Below are 16834 nucleotides of genomic sequence, written 5' to 3' on the forward strand. Positions count from 1 at the left end.
CGGGAGAATAACAATGTTTTTAGTTAGAAAATTGCAATACGCAAAAAACTTGCGTGCTTTAATGTTTGTTTGCCTTGGTTGTTTTATTACTGTTAGTACTGCTTCAAACGCTCATGTTTTAAATGAAACAACAGCACAAGTTGTGCTAAGAGATGGGCAAGTTGAAGTGAAAATGTATACCGATCTTGAGCATTTTAGCTCTGCTTTACAAAGTGATCAGGCTTGGTTGTTGGGCGATATTGATGCCGTAATGCCTGAGAATTTAAATGCTAGTGAACAAGAAAGCTTTATTGTTAATGCGCTTAAACAAAAGATGCTTTTAACGGTAAATGGAAAGCCAATAAGTGTTGATACAGCATACATAGGAGGAGTTGTAGATAAAAATGATGCTGACACCAGAGAAGTTATTTTCCAAGCAAGACATAGCTTTTCAAAGGTATCTGAACTCTCTGTTTCATTTCATAAAAGCTTAGGGGCAGTGCATACCAGTTTTGTTAAACCTCAGTATAAATTAGTGAGTGCTGGCGATACGGCTAAGATGATTTTTTAAAAACTTATAATATTAAGCAATATCAGCTATATAAAATTGGCTTATTTAACAAGGGGGTTACCATCGGATTTAAATAGGCCTTTCTTATATCAAAACCTTAACTTTAGGTATTCATCTCCACTATTATTTTACAATCGGTTTCAGAGTGTGTGAACTACTTAAATTCAAGGTAGTTTGAATGGCTAAGGCTACCATCAATATGCAATACTGCTACTAAGCATAAAACCATGATTTTAAAGAACAGAGAACCCGTGAAGTTAATCCATAAATTCTTTTTAGCTTTTTTCGCTACAAACATTACCTTGGTTGGCTTAATGTTTGTGTTTATATATCTGAATTTTTCGACTGAGTTTAATAGCTTTGTTGAAAAAGAAGAACATAAGCATCTTTCAGACGTAAAACAGCAATTGACTCAGCTTTATTCTGAATTAGGAACTTGGCAACCTATCACGAAAAACACACAATTATGGCGCTCTATTGTTGAGCCTAAAAAGAATAATAATACGGCAAAAAACAAACCTAAAAAAATTGATGATAGTGCACGTGCAGATAAAAAATCCGCCTCATTATTATGGTTAAATATTCCTGCTGATTTACTCCAGACAGGTAAGCGCATTAGCTTATATGATAGCGATAAAAAGGTTGTCGTTGGAAGAGCTGATATAGATGAAAATCCTTATATCGAAGCTGTTTTGTTAAATAACAAGGTGATTGGTTGGATAGGTTTGGTGCCTTCTAATTTAGTTGAAAATAGTCCAGCTGAAGCTTTTTTATCGGCACAACTTCATAGTTATTTGCTGATCACTTTATTCGTTATTTTGTTGGCTTTTGTTATGGCGATTTTTTTGTCTAAGCATTTAATCAAGCCAATAAAACAAATTGTGAACGGCACCAATGCTCTCACTAAAGGTGAGTTTTCAAGTAGAATTATACCGCTTACTAAAGATGAATTAGGTACCTTGTCTAATAACTTTAATGAGTTAGCGGGTACTCTTGAACATAATCAACAAATGCGATTTCAATGGGTATCTGATACTTCTCATGAGTTAAGAACACCACTTACCGTTCTGCGCTCTCATTTATTAGCTGTGCAAGATGGCGTTTTTGTTGCCGATGAAAAGCGTATTAGCTTATTAATCAGTCAGGTTGATAATTTAAACCATATTGTTGATGATCTTGCTCAATTGGCTAACAGTGATACAGCTAGCTTAACTTATAGCAAGGTTGATGTTGACGTGGTTAATATACTTCAGGAATCAATCGATAGTTATACTGCACGTTTTAAAGCGCACAACTTAAAGGTTAGCAGCCAAGGTTTACAACGTTTTGGAGCATGCTTACTTAGCGGTGATAAAGATAGATTACAACAGTTGTTTTTAAACTTACTCGAAAACACTTGTCGATATACTCATTCTGGCGGGCAAGTAAGTATAGAGATTAATCAACTTGGTTCTGAACTAGAAATAACTTTGCAAGATTCGGCACCAAGTGTTTTACCTGAAGAACAAAGTAAACTTTTTGAACGTTTTTACCGTGTTGAGAAATCAAGAAATAGAGATTTTGGTGGCTCAGGACTTGGTTTATCGTTATGTAAACAAATAGTAGAAGTTCATGGCGGTGATATTTCATTAGACGATTCACCATTAGGCGGTTTATCCGTAAAAATTACATTTCCCGTTCTAGGTCTATAAAATGACACATAAAATACTGATTGTGGAAGACGAAGAAAACATTGCTGAAGTGCTCATTGCTTATAGCCAACAACAAGGTTTTAGCACTGAATATTTTAATTCAGGTAAAGGCGTTGTTAACTTTGTAAAACATAACCCTGTTGATTTGATACTGCTAGATTTAATGCTACCAGAAGTTGATGGTATTACCGTATGCAAAGAGATTAGAGCATTTTCAAGTGTACCTATTATTATGGTTACAGCTAAAAGTGAAGAAATAGATAAATTAGAAGGTTTAAACCTCGGTGCCGATGACTATATATGTAAACCTTTTAGTCCTAAAGAAGTGATTGCTAGAATACAGGCTGTGTTAAGAAGAGTTAATAAACCAACAGCTAACATTATTCATCAATCAGGCTTTGAAGTACAAAAAGAGGACTATGTGGCTTTACTTAACGGTAAAGATATAGGTTTTACCGCAGTTGAATTTAAAATATTTCTGCTTTTTGTAAGTCAAGCTGGGCGAGTGTTTACGCGTGAAGATATTATTAATACTCTCTATAACCAAGCTTTAGATATGTCTGATAGAAATATAGATAATCATATCAAAAATATACGTAAAAAAATCAACCGGGTTGAAGAAGGGCTAAACCCTATTTCCGCAGTTTATGGTGTGGGTTATAAGTTTAAAACAACATAGTCGATTTGTATTTTCTCACCTTGATGACGAACGTTGTATAAATTTAGTTAAGTCCATACTGATTATCAGTATGTTCATGATTTAGTTTGTTTTTTTTCTTTGCTTTGTTCAATAAACTGAATAGGCTGATTTCTCACACACATTAGTTTATCAGCCATATATTGACAGGTGCCAATATAGAGGTCGTTATGACCTCCTTCATATCGACACATTTGTGATTTTTCTTTTATTGCACAAGCTTTTATTGCAAGTTCGTTTAATGGTCCTGAATGAGCATTAGCGTAGCCCATTAAAAAACATAAAACACTTGTTGTTAATAAGGTAATAGCTGATTTTTGTTTAATTGTCATAACTTAACCTGAGCTGTGTTTAAGATGTTTTAATTCATTAGAAATAATTCTAATAACACTTTAACTTAATCTCTTGGCGGTGGTTTATGCCCTAGAGGAGGACCTTTTCTTCCATCAGGCCCGCCTGGAGGAGGTCCACCTGCATCAACAAACTCCCCATGAAGACAACCAATAAACAAGTTTTCGCTTGGGCTTGCTGCATGGTAATGATAGCCTCTTGTTTCATCCGTGTTTCCACGACATTCATCAAGTGTTTCTTCGTTACCTTGAGCATCTTTCATGACATATATGCCATAACCATCTACAGCATAACCAATTAACGGCGCGTGTCCGTCTTCTGTTGTTACCGTATCGGTACAACCTGTGGTTGAATGATAATGATAACCTTGATGTAAATTAATGTGCCCACCACAATCATCAAAAGCTGCTATGGTATAACTGCCTAATATAGCTTGTATTGGTGCAGGACCCGATAGTTCAGTGCCATCGAGTGCAATTCCAACCGTTCTCACACGGCCTGTTTTTTTTGCAGGAATTGGTGTTGTTGGAATAAGGTAAGTTAAGCTGAAGTCATCTTCTAAATAAGACAATTCACATTCAATACAGTTTTGTTTGTATTGCTCCTCTACATCAGGTCGAGCAGCACCTGAACATGATGCTTTGGTGGCTGTGTAGCGAATCTTATTTGTTTTAGCATCGTAAAGTACCCACTTTTCATCACCGTAATATTCATCAAGACTTAAAATGAATTGTCCAGTGAGATCAACGAGATCACCTTTTCCTTCATTATTAAACCACTTACCAGAAACATCAGCCCCGTCTTCAGTAGACCTCGGACAAAAAGGACCTGGAACTCTGCCTGCTGGAGCACCAGAGGTGATGATTTCATAGCAGGTGGTTTTGGTGCCTTGGGCTGTTTCACAGTCTACAATTTTAGGTGTTTTTGTAAATGCACCTTTAGTGAAAAGCGATAAATCAATACCTAATTCAGAGGTTGTTGATGTTACTTCGGCTATTTCTGTTTTATTACAACCAGCTAAGGTGAAGATACAAATAGCAATCCCAGCTATTTGACTATGTTTAATTAGGTTCATCGGTTATTTCCTTATGATCTTTCACTGTTTTTTTATATTTAATTCAGTTAATTATTATTTAGATTAATGAATATTTAACAGACCAAATTAAGAATAAAGAGTTCAGGACAAATAGCTATAAATATTTATTTGCGTGTTATGCAGCTAAATTAAACTTATTAAGTATGGTAGGTAATTTTATATCTTCAATTTATTGAATAGGTAAATAAATGTCAGTAACAGCTTCATTTTGGTTAACTGCAGGGAACATTTTTACGCGTTCAATAAAGCAAGGGAAGTCGCGCAATTGTTTCCCACTTTGCGGTAGCCATTCGCTGTAAATCAAGTTGATCAATTCACCCAAGTTATCGTCACTTCCTGAATATCTTAGTACAGCACAATAACCTTCAGGTATTTCTTTGAGTTTCACACCGTGTTTATTTTCTTTTAAATTATTTTCTGATGTTAGATTTTTTTCAGTGATATTTGTCGCTATATCAAATTGATATTCGTCTTCAGGTGTTGTGTTTGGATCGTTATATAAAATATTATAAGTTTTACTGAGTCCAGGTGTAGTATGGTGTGCTTTTCGCCAATTAATAAAGCGTTTTATACTGGTATGTAAGGTTTGAGGTGAGCCTTTGTGGGATAAGCTAGCTATTTGGGTTTTCTCAAACCATTGTATTTTTACATCAGTAATTTGCGAAGATTTCATCGTTGAATTTTCTCTCTTTATATTTTCTGTAATAGGTGTCCAATTAGGTGACTTTTTAAATTGCGTTGGTGTTACTGAGAATAAACTTTTAAATGCTCTAGAAAAAGACTCTGTATTTTCGAATCCTGCATCTAAAGCAATCTGTGTGATGGATAAATGGTGATAATAATATACTTGGTTAGCGGCTTTTTTCATGCGCTGTAATTTAATATATTGATAAACGGGTAAACCTACTTCAAGATGAAATAGTCTATGAAAATGATATTTAGATAAATGCTCTATTTTACAAAGTTGATCTAAAGCCAATTTTTGATCTAAATGTTTATCTATATAGTTACAGGTTTTATTAAAGTAGAGTTTGTTAGTATTCATATAATATTTTCAGAGATTTAAAAATGTTTTATTGACTTGATAATGCCATAAACTATTAGACGTTACCTGACAGTTCTTGCTATTTTTAAGGTATAAAAAAAGCTGAATATCTCTATTCAGCTTTTGAATTTGTAGCGAGTGTTTTACAAATTACAGACTATTTATCACCTAATAATTTAAATATCTTTTTCGCAATATCTGTATTGTCTTGATAACCATTAAATAAATCTTTGTTACTACCCATAGCAAAAACGGGAACATCTGCAGCTGTGTGCCCTGAAGATGTCCAACCTGTAAATGTACGGCCATTAATAATAAATTTAACCGTTTTATATATTTCTTTGTTTATGCTGATTTTTTCAGAAGCTTCAATATCAGTTATTGCTGTTACTTGAATATCTTTTAAGGTGTCGTTTTTAACACTAATGAGCTGAGTTACTTCTTCATTAGTCAAATCAAAGTTGAATAAAGAGCTAGCAAATTCTTTAGTAATATCATTATTTTCAAGTTTATTTGCTATTGATTGAGGTGATTGAGTCATGGTTCTTAAAACTTTTGGATCCCATTGAAAAACACCATCTACACCTAAGGTAACACCACCTGTACTGTGATCTGCTGTTATCACAACTAACGTGTCAGGGTTTTCTTTTACATAGGTTTCTAAGTATTCTAAGGTTTTAGCGAAATCATCCATTTCACCCATAGCTGAGGCTATATCGTTTGAATGACCAGCCCAATCAATTTGACTACCTTCAACTAAAAGAAAATATCCGTCTTCATTTTCTAAGTGTTTAGTGGCTGTTTTAGTCATAGCTGATAAACGATGCTTGTTGGTATCGTCTAACGCCCAAGGTAAACCTTTATCACCAAATAAACCAAGAAGAGGTTTGTCTGTTGAAACGCTATCTAAAAGTTGATAACTATCTATATAGTTAAAGCCGTTATCTTCAAATTCTTCTACTAAATTTCTATCTTCTCTGATAAAAAACTTCCAACCACCACCAAGATAAAGGTCTGCTTGAATTCCATTATCAATATAACTGTCGGCAATCGCATCGTAGTTATATCTGTAATCGTTATGAGATAAATAAGAGGCTGGCGTAGCATGATTAATTTGTGAAGTAACTACAACACCTGTTTTCATTCCAAGACTTCTAGCACGCTCTAATACGGTTTCAACGTTTTGTTTATCCATATCTACAGCAACTGCGCCATTATATGTTTTAATTGCGCTTGAAAGGGCTGTAGCACTCGCCGCTGAATCGGTTACATAATTATGGTGTGTATCAGGGTAAGTACTGCTCATACCTACTAAATGTCTATCGAATACAGTGTTTTCAACTCGTGGAGTTGATGGATCATCTTTGAAATAACGATAAGCAGTAGTATAGGTTGGTCCCATTCCATCACCTACAATCATAATTATATTTTTAGGTGTTGAAACTACCGGTGCAGGTTGTACTTCTTTTACAACTGTTCTTGTTTCTTTACCACATGACATGGTTAAACCAGCAATAGTTAACGCTATTAGTATTTTATTCATTAATGGATCCAATATATTTTAAGGTTATAGGCTGATATCAACCCAAACTAAACGATGATCTGAAGATGCAGCTCGATCTTTAATCAACCTAAATTGATCTTCTTCTGGTTGAGGCCAAAACACACCTGAGTTTATTACGGTAATAAAGTTCTTTGAAGGTAAAACATAATCTGCTCGCATACCCCAATGTGCAGTGTGATTTTCACTGTAAGGGTTATCCAAATTATTAGCTTTGCCCCCATGGCTACTAGGCTTAGTATCTTGAACATTAGGGTGAGCTAATAAATTGGTTATACCTTGTTTAATAGCATCCCCATCAACATTTGAAGAGTTCTGATCACCCATAATAACAAAAGCACTCTCAGGTTTTATTCCACCTTTAACGCCGTTGTCGTCGTATAAGTAATCACTTTTATTTGGTGTGATGTAATCAGTCCATAAGCGAATTTCATCGTGATTACGTTTACCGTTTCTATCTTCAGGACCATCAAAAACCGGAGGAGTTGGATGACTCGCTAGTAAATGAAGTGTTTTACCTCCAACTTTTACCGGAATATCCCAATGTGATTTAGAAGATAATCTAAAGTTGTTCCAAGCTTCATCACTATACCAAGCTTTGCCTGTTTTAGGGTCAATAGGTTTTAAAGCATTTGGCATATCTTTCCATTTGAAATGTTGGAAAGTTCTAATGTCTTGTTCATTAATTGGGTACTTTGATAGCAACGCCATACCAAAGTGACCAGGGAAATAGCCAAAACCATAAGTGTCATTAATAGGGTCACCATTTATTTTATCGTTATTTAAATCGAACGGGGTAGGTACACCAGTATTAACGGAACCTTGATAAAAATAGGGGAAGTTTATTGCCTTTTGGCCTTGTTGGCTTTTATTCAAATATTGAGAAATGAACAATTTTAAAGCTTGGTGTGAGTCATTTTCACGGTCAAATTCATTTAATAAAATAATATCCGGGTTTACACGTTGAATAATTTCAGCAATATTTCTTATTTGTTGATGATTGTTTTTTAATTGTGAACTTAATTCATTACCCTCAACTTTAGGTGTTTGACCTTTCACATAAGGAAGATAATTTAGCGCTTCCATACTAACATTGAATGTCGCTATACGAAGTTTTTGAGTTGCTTTGTTTTCGTTAGCCATGCTTAAACCTGTAGTGAGTAAAGTTATAAGAGATAACAGTAGAGTAATTATTTTCAATGTTTTTCCTAAATTTTAAAGCTAATCTTTTTTAAGCCCACAACCGCGTAATATAAAGTCAGTTAAAAAGGCGGTAACACGATCGCAATCTTCTTCTTCAAAATCAGCTTGATTCATTACTGTTAATATTTGATTGTCAAAATCAGCATAGTGTTGAGTGGTGGACCAAATCAGGAAGATCAGATGTACAGGGTCGACATCGTTCATCTCACCTTTATCAATCCAATGTTGAAATAAAGCGGTTTTATCTCTTACCCATTTACGTAGATAAGTGCGAGTAAAATCTTTTAGGTGTTGAGCACCTTGAATAATTTCCATCGCATAAATTTTTGAAGCATCAGGTTCTTTAAAAGATAATTGAACTTTAGAAGCAATAAATTTTTCTATCGCTACAGCAGGACCGTGATCGGGATCAATATCACCAATGGCGTCATCCCACATCGCTAATGTTCTTTCTAATACAGCATGATAAATGTTTTCTTTATTTTTAAAATAATAAAGTACATTGGCTTTAGGTAACTTTGCGCGATCAGCAATGGCCTGTACAGTAGCTCCCTTATAGCCCTGAATGATAAATTCTTCTTGTGCGGCAGCTAATATTTTATCTTGGCTTTTTTCTCTAATACTGCCTTGTTTTGTAGTTTTGATATTCTGCTCTTTTTGTTGAAGGTGAGTTTGTTTGGTTAGTTTATTCTTTTCTCTCATACTTTTGAATACTCCATTAATCAAAGTAACAGACTGAATACCTTTGTTTTTCTTATTATTTAACTACCATTTAACCTTATAGCTGACTATATGGTTTGTTTATTAGCTATTACTTTTTAGCACTTCTACTATTTTAAAACAATTTAATGACAGAAATATTAATTTATTTTTGTATAACTACGTGACTAATTTAACCCTTTAATAACTTTTAAACGAACAAGAGCATATTTATATCAAAATATTGTAGGTTATTGCCTAATAAATATCATTTTTTTATTCATCTTGTTCTGAAGGTCTATTTTTGAGTAAGTGTTGAATAACCTATTTTGAATGGCATGAGAAAATTGACTTTAAGAAGTTGACCAGTTGGTTTATTTAAAAATATTGTATCTTTAAGTATATTTTTTTGTTTTAAAAAATATTTTTTTAATATCGTAAATGAATTTTTAAATCATACTGTAATGATTGAAAAGTTACTTCATCCGACTGAATTATAATAACTTTATTTTTTATTTTGATTTTTTTACATTGAAAAAGTAAAGTTGTTTTTATCTAAGTTTCAACTAGATATGAAAACATGTAATGAAAATGTAACGAAACTTTGCTTTAATCAGAGTCGAATCATATAACAATAAAAATAAATATAACTATTTGCACAAGATTTTACATAAACATTAAAAAAACAAAATTTTAAACTTAAACAAGGATTACATGATGAAAGCTCATCGTATCTCAAAACTTACAGGTGCTGTAATACTAGCTCTTGGTTTGTCAACATCAGCAATGGCTAATACGACATCTTCAGGTGTTAAAGGTCAAATAACAGGTCCAAATGGAAATCCAGCAGCAGGTACTGTTGTAACAATTACCCATGTACCTTCAGGGTCAACTAAAACAACAGTTGTAAACGACTCAGGTAGTTTTTCTAGCCAAGGTTTACGTGTAGGCGGACCATACAAAATTGTAATTGATTCAGATAAGTATGAAGATACTGAATTAAATGATATTTTCTTAACTTTAGGTGAATCATACCCAGTTGCAGTTGCATTAGAATCTGACGACATGGAAAAGATTGTTGTTACAGGCCGAGTAGTTAACAAAAACTATGGCAGCAACAGCCCAGCTTCAAACTTTAACTTAAAAGATCTTGAGCTAGCACCATCAGTAAGTCGTGACCTTAAAGATGTTATCCGTGTAGATCCACGTGTTTATATTAACGAATCTAGCTCAAACGCAATTGTTTGTGCTGGTGGTAACCCTCGCTTTAACAGTTTAACTGTTGATGGCGCACGTATGAATGATAACTTTGGTTTGAACGGTAATGGTTACCCAACAGTACGTATTCCTTTTTCATATGATGCTATCGACCAAGTTGCTGTTGAATTAGCACCGTTTGACGTTCAATATGGTGGTTTTACTTCTTGTAACATCAATGCAGTAACTAAGTCAGGTAGTAATGAATTTAAAGGTAGTGTTTTTGCTGATTACTCAAGTGACTCTTTAAAAGGTGACAGTTTAGAAGGCGATGATATTGAAACAGGTAATTATAACGAAAAACGTTATGGTTTTAACCTAGGCTTCCCATTAATCGAAGATACACTATTCTTCTTTGCTGCCTATGAGAAATTAGATGGCGCGCAAATCATGCAATATTCTGCATTTGATAACGGCGCTATTTCACAAAGTGAAATTGATAATATCATCCAAATCTCTAAAGATAATTATAATTATGATCCTGGTACTATGGTTCCTAGTATCCCTGTTGATGATGAGAAAATCTTAGTTAAATTAGATTGGAACATTAACGACCAACACCGTTTAAATTTTGTTTATAACTACAATGATGGTTTTGAAATTGGTCAATCAGATGAAGGTTCAACTCGATTATCTTTATCTAATCATTTTTATGAACGTGGTGCTGAATTTAATTCTTACGTTTCGTCATTATATTCAGATTGGACAGACAATTTTTCAACTGAAGTTCGTGTAGGCTATTCAAAACTAGATAACCGTCAAATTTCTTTAGACCAAGCAAGTGGTTTTGGTGAATTCAGAATTGAACGTCTTGGTGCTGCGAATAATGTTTCTGTTTACTTAGGCCCAGATGATTCTCGCCAGTCAAATGAATTAAACTACGAAACGTTATCATTAAAACTAGCGGGTACTTACTACTTAGATAATCATGAATTATATTTTGGTTACGAACGTGAAGAGTTAGACGTATTTAACTTATTCGTTCAGCATTCTCAAACTGAAACACGTTTCAACAATATTGATGATTTCGAAAATGGTTTAGCTGATGATGTTTACTACGGTAATGCTAACTCACTTAACCCTGCTGATGCGGCTGGTGAATTCAGCTACGCATTAAATACTGTATATTTTCAAGATAAATTTGATTTAGAGTCTTACGATATTACTATCACTGCTGGTCTTCGTTATGACTGGTACACAAGTAATGACTTACCAAATTACAACCCAAACTTTGAAGAAAGATATGGTTTTTCAAACTCTCAAAACTTAGACGGTATTGATTTACTTCAACCACGCTTGGGTTTAAATTGGACTGTTGATGATCAATTAGAAGTACGCGCTGGTGTTGGTCTATATTCTGGTGGTAATCCAAATGTTTGGATTTCTAACAGCTATTCAAATGATGGTGTGCGTAACATTCAAGATAGTTCTGTTAGAGATTCATATATCTTGGGCCCTGACGCTATTGCTTTCGACGGTACTGGACAAGCAGGTTACGATATTCCAGTTCAGTCAATTGAAGCAGTAAGTACAGGAACTGCAGATTCAAGTACAAACTCTACAGATCCTGATTTTGAAATTCCTTCAGAGTGGAAATATTCATTAGGTCTTACTTATGTGACTGAGTCAGAATATGTAATCACCGCAGATTACTTATTCACTGATAAGAAAGACTCAGCTATCGTAACAGATTTAGCAGCAGAGCAATTTGGTACAGCACCAGACGGTAGACCGTTATATGATAGTGCTCGTGGTTTTGATAATGATTTCTATCTAACAAATGTTGATGGTGACGACGGTGAAACAACTGTAGTTTCATTAGCACTTAGTAAAGAATACGAAAATGGCTTATCAGTAACGGCTTCTTATGCATATACAAATGCTAAAGATGTTCACCCAATGACAAGTTCTGTAGCGTTTTCTAATTACCACGGCATTGCGGTTTCTGATCCAACGTCTCCAGGTGTAGCAACATCTAATTACGAGATCCCTCATAGATTTACATTAAATGTAAATTACGCTACAGAGTTCTTTGATGGCTTAAACACACAATTTAGTTTGTTCGGTCAAGCAATGCAGACGCATGGTTATGATTATAACTTCTCTAATGATTCAGATGGGTTTGGCTATAACGACACTAGCCGTCAGTTATTATACATACCAACTGAAAGTGATAGTTCAGTTGTATACGGTGCTGATTTTGATATAGATGCATTTAACAACTTCATAGCTTCTGAAGGCTTAACACGTGGTCAAATTATTGATCGCAACAGCCTTGAAGGCGGTTGGTGGACTAAGTTCGATGTTCGTGTTGAGCAAGAACTTCCTGGTTTCACTGCAGATCACAAAGCAAGCGCATACTTAGTTATTGAAAACTTTGGTAACTTGTTGAATGACGATTGGGGCGTATTGAAAGAAGGTAACTTCTTACAAGGTGCTGTGGTAGCTGATATTACTGACTCAGGCCAATACTCTTATAACGAGTTTACTTCTCCAAGTGTATCAAGCAGACAAACTGATGCTTCACTTTGGGAAATCAGAGTTGGTGTTAAATACGAATTTTAATTAAAACTTCGTAACTTAACCTCTTAATAAAAGCCTTGAATAACTCTGTTATTCAGGGCTTTTTTGTTTTAAAGCGCTTTGAAATAGTCAGCAAGGTTAAAACTAAGTGTGCTGTTAATAAATACATTACCTAACACTAACACTAACACTAACCCTAACCAGAGCAGGTGTAGTTAGGGCTTATTGTTTATTTTTGGTTGTTTGATTAAAACCTTATTTCTTTATTTAAGCGTTATAAATAAAGAAAAACATAAGCTTGTTTTAATGATATGGTTATATGTGTAACCTAACTCTAGTAAGGCTTATAGCAAGTTTGGTTTATTAATTAGTCTTTGGTTAAATAAAAAGCTAGCACTTATTTTTTATTTAAATATAATAAGTTGACTAAATGGTCAAATAAATAAGGAGCGGTCATGTCACAAATACCCGAATATTGGACGCAACAGGTTGTAGCAGCAAAAGATGCTTATGCTTTAGCTTATGCTCCATATAGTCAATTTCATGTTGGTGCTGCAGCATTAACAGAATCAGGAAAGGTTGTTAATGGATGTAATGTTGAAAATGCATCTTATGGCTTAACTGTATGCGCAGAGCGTAATTGTATTGCTAATGCCGTTATTCAAGGCGAGCAAAATATAAAATCAATAGTTGTTTATACCGAACAAGAAAAATTAACACCGCCATGTGGCGCGTGTAGACAAGTTATTGCTGAATTTCTACCTCAAGAAGCCGAGGTAATGTCTACCAATCATTTAGGTGATTATCAGTTGTGGAGCGTTGCAGAGTTATTACCCGACGCTTTTACACCTAAAAGTTTATTAGACATTTAATTTAATTGGCTTCGTCCAATAATAATAAAAGATTAAGGAAAACATATGTTATTACCACAAGAGATTATTAGAACAAAACGCGATGGTTTGATTTTGTCTGAAGATAAAATTCAAGGCTTTGTTGATGGTTTAGTTAATGGAACTTTTAATGATGCACAAGTTGGTTCTATGGCAATGGCTATCTTTCAACAAGGTATGGCAATTGAAGAAGTTGTTGCTTTCACTAAAGCGATGATGAATTCGGGTGATGTTTTATCTTGGCCTGAACTTGATGGACCTGTAGTTGATAAACATTCAACAGGCGGAGTAGGCGATAAAGTTAGCTTTATGCTTGCTGCAATAGTTGCAGCTTGTGGTGCCTATGTTCCTATGATTTCAGGACGAGGTTTAGGTCATACAGGCGGAACATCAGATAAGTTAGAAAGTATAGCTGGCTTTAACGTTCAACCAAGTATTGCAGATTTTAAACGTATTGTTAAAGATGTAGGTGTCGCTATTATCTCTCAAACTGATAACTTAGCACCAGCAGATAAACGTTTGTACAGCATTAGAGATGTAACAGGTACAGTTGAGTCAATTCCTTTAATAACGGCTTCTATTTTATCTAAGAAGCTCTCAGCTGGTTTAGATTCATTAGTGATGGATGTTAAAGTGGGTAATGGCGCTATGATGTCTGATATGTCAAAAGCTACCCAACTCGCACAAAGTATTGTAAACGTTGCTAATGGCGCAGGTGTACCAACACAAGCGATTATTACCGACATGAATCAAGTGCTAGGTACATCAGCGGGTAATGCGGTTGAAATGTATGAAACCGTTAAATACTTAACAGGTAAACAAAGAGAGCCAAGATTACATGCGGTTGTAGTGGCATTAGCTACATCTATGTTAATCAGTGCTAAGGTTGCTGCGACTGAAGAAGAAGCAAAAACAAAGATTAACCATGCACTATCAAGTGGTGCAGCAGCAGAAATATTCTCTAAAATGATTGCTGCTTTAGGTGGTCCAAGCAACCTTATGGAAGCACCTTGGGAGTCAATGAATAAAGCCAAGGTGATTAAAGACGTTGTAGCTACACATTCAGGTTACATCTCAGCAATGCAAACACGCGATATTGGTATGTCGATTGTTGGTATGAAAGGTGGCAGAACAGCGAATGGTCAAATGATAGATCACACCGTTGGTTTTGATCGCATTTTACCTGTAGGTACTGTGATCAACAGAGGTGACGTTGTTGCTAGAATTCATGCTGCGGATGAAGATCAAGCAGCTAAAGCGAGCCAAGAATACTTAACGGCTCTATCTATTAGTGAAAGTAAGCCTGAAGCTGTACCTGTAATTTATAAGATTATCGATTAGTTTTACCTATATCCTTTGCTACAAAGTAAAATCATATGAACGAGAAGGGCGCTAAATAGCGCCCTTTTTGTATCGGTTTTACTGAAATATAATTTAATCCAAACCAATTTAGCGAAAGCCAAGCAAGTGCTTGATCAAAATTACACGTTTACTTTAGGTTATAAAGTACCAAAAATCTTATCACCGGCATCGCCTAAGCCAGGCAAGATGTAACCATTTTCGTTCAACTTGTCGTCGATTGCTCCAATAAATAAATCAACATCAGCATGATTTTTTTGTAATAGCTCAATGCCTTCAGGTGCAGCTACTAAAAATATCGCTTTAATGTTTTTACAGCCAGACTTCTTTAAAAGTTCAATAGTTGCTAATGCCGTACCGCCAGTCGCTAACATAGGATCGATAATGATAGCTGTACGCACATTAACGTCTGAAACTACATTTTCATAATAGCTTTCTGGTTGCAGTGTTAGCTCATTTCTTTGTAAACCCACAACACTTATTTTTGCACAAGGTAAGATGGTTAGTGCACCATCTAACATGCCTAAGCCAGCTCTTAAGATGGGAATTAGTGTCGGTTGTTTATCAGCAAGTAACGGTGTAGAAATATCACCAGACCAACAAGCAATTTCTTGATCAGCAAGAGCTAATTCAGTGGTTGCTTCCATGGTAAGCATGGTTGCTAATTCTCTAGTGAGCTCGCGGAAAGACTTTACTGAAATTGAATCTTTTCTTAATAAACTAATTTTGTGTTTAACAAGCGGATGTGTGCTTTCGAATATAGCCATGGTTAGCTGTGTCCTTGGTGAATTTATAAAGTATTAGGGTCTGTGTTTTTGTAGATATTTTAGCTTTAGATATAGCAGCTTGTGCTTAGAATGTACTTTTATACCAATTTGATCAATAAATTGTTCAACTTAGAGCTACATTAGCAGACTTAGAACAAACAACATTATTTAAACATAGTTATTCTATTTATCCGTAATTTTGTGCAGTTATCAGTTTGCTAATGAGCTCCCAAAGGCGAGTTTAAAAGGCTTGTTTACTTCGTTATTGATTTTGACAAGAGAGTAACCATTCTCGGCTTTGTCTCCTGAGTCGCTCTACCTCCACCATCCATGGTGTCGTCTTCAATCACTGCCTCGCCTACATGGATGTAGGTGCTTAGGTACAGTCTGGAACTATGAACCTGTGCCTATAAACCTTTTAATTCTCGCTAAGTGGTCAATTAATCAACTTGGTATTATAGATTACTCATCAAGATCAAAAGGTTTTCATCTCTAATAAAATATAACAGTGAACATTGAATACATCATTTTTTAAAGGGAGTGCTTATGGAATGTTAAGACCAAACCAGCGTTTTAAAATGAGCTCTACATAAAGGTTCGTATCGTTCATTACCACCAACTTCTACTTGCTCACCGTCTTTAACTGGGTTGCCATTTTCATCTAAACGTATAACAAAGTTAGCTTTACGACCACAATGACAAATTGTTTTTAGTTCAACTAATTTATCTGCCCATGCAAGTAAAGCTGCGCTGCCAGAAAATGTTTCACCTAAGAAATCTGTTCTTATACCGTAGGCAAGTACAGGAATATTTAAAGTGTCGACTATGTCGGTTAGCTGTTTTACTTGTTCTTTTGATAAAAATTGTGATTCATCTATTAGCACACAATCAATTTTTTTATTTTTGTGTTCAAGTTTAATTTCATCAAACAATTGCGTATCTTTCTCAAACAAATGAGCATCTGCGTGTAGTCCTATTCTGGACGCTATTTTTCCTTCTTTAAACCTGTCATCAAGTTTAGCTGTATATAATAACGTGTTTAGATTACGTTCAGAATAGTTGTAAGCTGATTGCAATAGGTGAGTGGATTTACCTGCATTCATTGTTGAATAATAAAAATAAAGCTGTGCCATGATACTGTTTAC

At 34.9% G+C, this 16834-nt stretch carries 14 protein-coding genes; 6 read left to right on the forward strand and 8 right to left on the reverse strand.

Annotated elements, in window-relative coordinates; all coding sequences use genetic code 11:
• Nucleotides 1–13: 13 nt before the first annotated feature.
• From Q5N69_RS01115 to Q5N69_RS01125, 3 genes are all read left to right on the forward strand, one after another.
• Nucleotides 14–550 (forward strand): hypothetical protein, encoded by a 537-nt coding sequence (locus Q5N69_RS01115; protein ID WP_304366813.1) that lies wholly within the window; start codon nucleotides 14–16, stop codon nucleotides 548–550.
• Nucleotides 551–801: 251 nt separating this feature from the next.
• Nucleotides 802–2241 carry an ATP-binding protein gene (locus Q5N69_RS01120; protein ID WP_304366814.1) on the forward strand — a complete coding sequence of 480 codons (1440 nt, stop codon included), beginning with the start codon at nucleotides 802–804 and terminating at the stop codon, nucleotides 2239–2241.
• Nucleotide 2242: 1 nt separating this feature from the next.
• Nucleotides 2243–2920 (forward strand): response regulator, encoded by a 678-nt coding sequence (locus Q5N69_RS01125; protein WP_304366816.1) that lies wholly within the window; start codon nucleotides 2243–2245, stop codon nucleotides 2918–2920.
• Between the two features lie 74 nt (nucleotides 2921–2994).
• On the opposite strand, the gene Q5N69_RS01130 is transcribed toward Q5N69_RS01125, so the two are convergent.
• The 6 genes from Q5N69_RS01130 to Q5N69_RS01155 all read right to left on the reverse strand — a co-directional run bounded on the left by Q5N69_RS01130 (nucleotide 2995) and on the right by Q5N69_RS01155 (nucleotide 8896).
• The gene (locus Q5N69_RS01130; protein ID WP_304366818.1) at nucleotides 2995–3270 is read right to left on the reverse strand and encodes a hypothetical protein; all 276 of its coding nucleotides are present in this window, start codon (nucleotides 3268–3270) and stop codon (nucleotides 2995–2997) included.
• Nucleotides 3271–3335: 65 nt separating this feature from the next.
• A complete protein-coding gene (locus Q5N69_RS01135) occupies nucleotides 3336–4364 on the reverse strand; it encodes a YHYH protein (RefSeq protein WP_304366820.1) in 1029 nt (342 codons plus the stop codon).
• Nucleotides 4365–4554: 190 nt separating this feature from the next.
• Complete coding sequence (locus tag Q5N69_RS01140; protein WP_304366822.1) at nucleotides 4555–5430, reverse strand: GyrI-like domain-containing protein; 876 nt, start codon at nucleotides 5428–5430, stop codon at nucleotides 4555–4557.
• A gap of 157 nt (nucleotides 5431–5587) precedes the next feature.
• Nucleotides 5588–6973: an alkaline phosphatase gene (locus tag Q5N69_RS01145; protein ID WP_304366824.1), complete on the reverse strand. Its 1386-nt coding sequence runs from the start codon at nucleotides 6971–6973 to the stop codon at nucleotides 5588–5590.
• Between the two features lie 24 nt (nucleotides 6974–6997).
• On the reverse strand, nucleotides 6998–8134 hold the full coding sequence (locus tag Q5N69_RS01150) for an endonuclease/exonuclease/phosphatase family protein (protein WP_304366826.1): 1137 nt from the start codon (nucleotides 8132–8134) through the stop codon (nucleotides 6998–7000).
• A gap of 78 nt (nucleotides 8135–8212) precedes the next feature.
• Complete coding sequence (locus Q5N69_RS01155) at nucleotides 8213–8896, reverse strand: TetR/AcrR family transcriptional regulator (RefSeq protein WP_304366828.1); 684 nt, start codon at nucleotides 8894–8896, stop codon at nucleotides 8213–8215.
• Nucleotides 8897–9610: 714 nt separating this feature from the next.
• Here Q5N69_RS01155 and Q5N69_RS01160 point away from each other — a divergent pair.
• The 3 genes from Q5N69_RS01160 (at nucleotide 9611) to deoA (ending at nucleotide 14904) form a co-directional block, all read left to right on the forward strand.
• Complete coding sequence (locus Q5N69_RS01160; protein WP_304366830.1) at nucleotides 9611–12715, forward strand: TonB-dependent receptor; 3105 nt, start codon at nucleotides 9611–9613, stop codon at nucleotides 12713–12715.
• A 413-nt stretch (nucleotides 12716–13128) separates the two neighbouring features.
• A complete protein-coding gene (locus Q5N69_RS01165) occupies nucleotides 13129–13545 on the forward strand; it encodes a cytidine deaminase (RefSeq protein ID WP_304366832.1) in 417 nt (138 codons plus the stop codon).
• Nucleotides 13546–13590: 45 nt separating this feature from the next.
• Complete coding sequence (deoA, locus tag Q5N69_RS01170; protein ID WP_304366834.1) at nucleotides 13591–14904, forward strand: thymidine phosphorylase; 1314 nt, start codon at nucleotides 13591–13593, stop codon at nucleotides 14902–14904.
• Nucleotides 14905–15062: 158 nt separating this feature from the next.
• Here the strand turns inward: deoA and upp are convergent, their stop codons facing one another.
• Together upp and Q5N69_RS01180 are read right to left on the reverse strand one after the other, a co-directional pair.
• On the reverse strand, nucleotides 15063–15689 hold the full coding sequence (gene upp, locus Q5N69_RS01175) for a uracil phosphoribosyltransferase (RefSeq protein ID WP_304366836.1): 627 nt from the start codon (nucleotides 15687–15689) through the stop codon (nucleotides 15063–15065).
• A 554-nt stretch (nucleotides 15690–16243) separates the two neighbouring features.
• Nucleotides 16244–16822: a thymidine kinase gene (locus Q5N69_RS01180; RefSeq protein WP_304366837.1), complete on the reverse strand. Its 579-nt coding sequence runs from the start codon at nucleotides 16820–16822 to the stop codon at nucleotides 16244–16246.
• Nucleotides 16823–16834: the final 12 nt, after the last annotated feature.

This window comes from Pseudocolwellia sp. AS88 (assembly GCF_030551755.1).
Lineage (GTDB): Bacteria > Pseudomonadota > Gammaproteobacteria > Enterobacterales > Alteromonadaceae > Pseudocolwellia.

Bases quoted from the DNA above. Each gene is read 5' to 3' on its own strand.
- Q5N69_RS01135 (WP_304366820.1), bottom strand. From the start codon at position 4,364: ATGAACCTAATTAAACATAGTCAAATAGCTGGGATTGCTATTTGTATC.
- Q5N69_RS01140 (WP_304366822.1), bottom strand. From the start codon at position 5,430: ATGAATACTAACAAACTCTACTTTAATAAAACCTGTAACTATATAGAT.
- Q5N69_RS01155 (WP_304366828.1), bottom strand. From the start codon at position 8,896: ATGAGAGAAAAGAATAAACTAACCAAACAAACTCACCTTCAACAAAAA.
- Q5N69_RS01130 (WP_304366818.1), bottom strand. From the start codon at position 3,270: ATGACAATTAAACAAAAATCAGCTATTACCTTATTAACAACAAGTGTT.
- Q5N69_RS01125 (WP_304366816.1), top strand. From the start codon at position 2,243: ATGACACATAAAATACTGATTGTGGAAGACGAAGAAAACATTGCTGAA.
- Q5N69_RS01150 (WP_304366826.1), bottom strand. From the start codon at position 8,134: ATGGCTAACGAAAACAAAGCAACTCAAAAACTTCGTATAGCGACATTC.
- upp (WP_304366836.1), bottom strand. From the start codon at position 15,689: ATGGCTATATTCGAAAGCACACATCCGCTTGTTAAACACAAAATTAGT.
- deoA (WP_304366834.1), top strand. From the start codon at position 13,591: ATGTTATTACCACAAGAGATTATTAGAACAAAACGCGATGGTTTGATT.
- Q5N69_RS01160 (WP_304366830.1), top strand. From the start codon at position 9,611: ATGAAAGCTCATCGTATCTCAAAACTTACAGGTGCTGTAATACTAGCT.
- Q5N69_RS01165 (WP_304366832.1), top strand. From the start codon at position 13,129: ATGTCACAAATACCCGAATATTGGACGCAACAGGTTGTAGCAGCAAAA.
- Q5N69_RS01115 (WP_304366813.1), top strand. From the start codon at position 14: ATGTTTTTAGTTAGAAAATTGCAATACGCAAAAAACTTGCGTGCTTTA.
- Q5N69_RS01145 (WP_304366824.1), bottom strand. From the start codon at position 6,973: ATGAATAAAATACTAATAGCGTTAACTATTGCTGGTTTAACCATGTCA.
- Q5N69_RS01180 (WP_304366837.1), bottom strand. From the start codon at position 16,822: ATGGCACAGCTTTATTTTTATTATTCAACAATGAATGCAGGTAAATCC.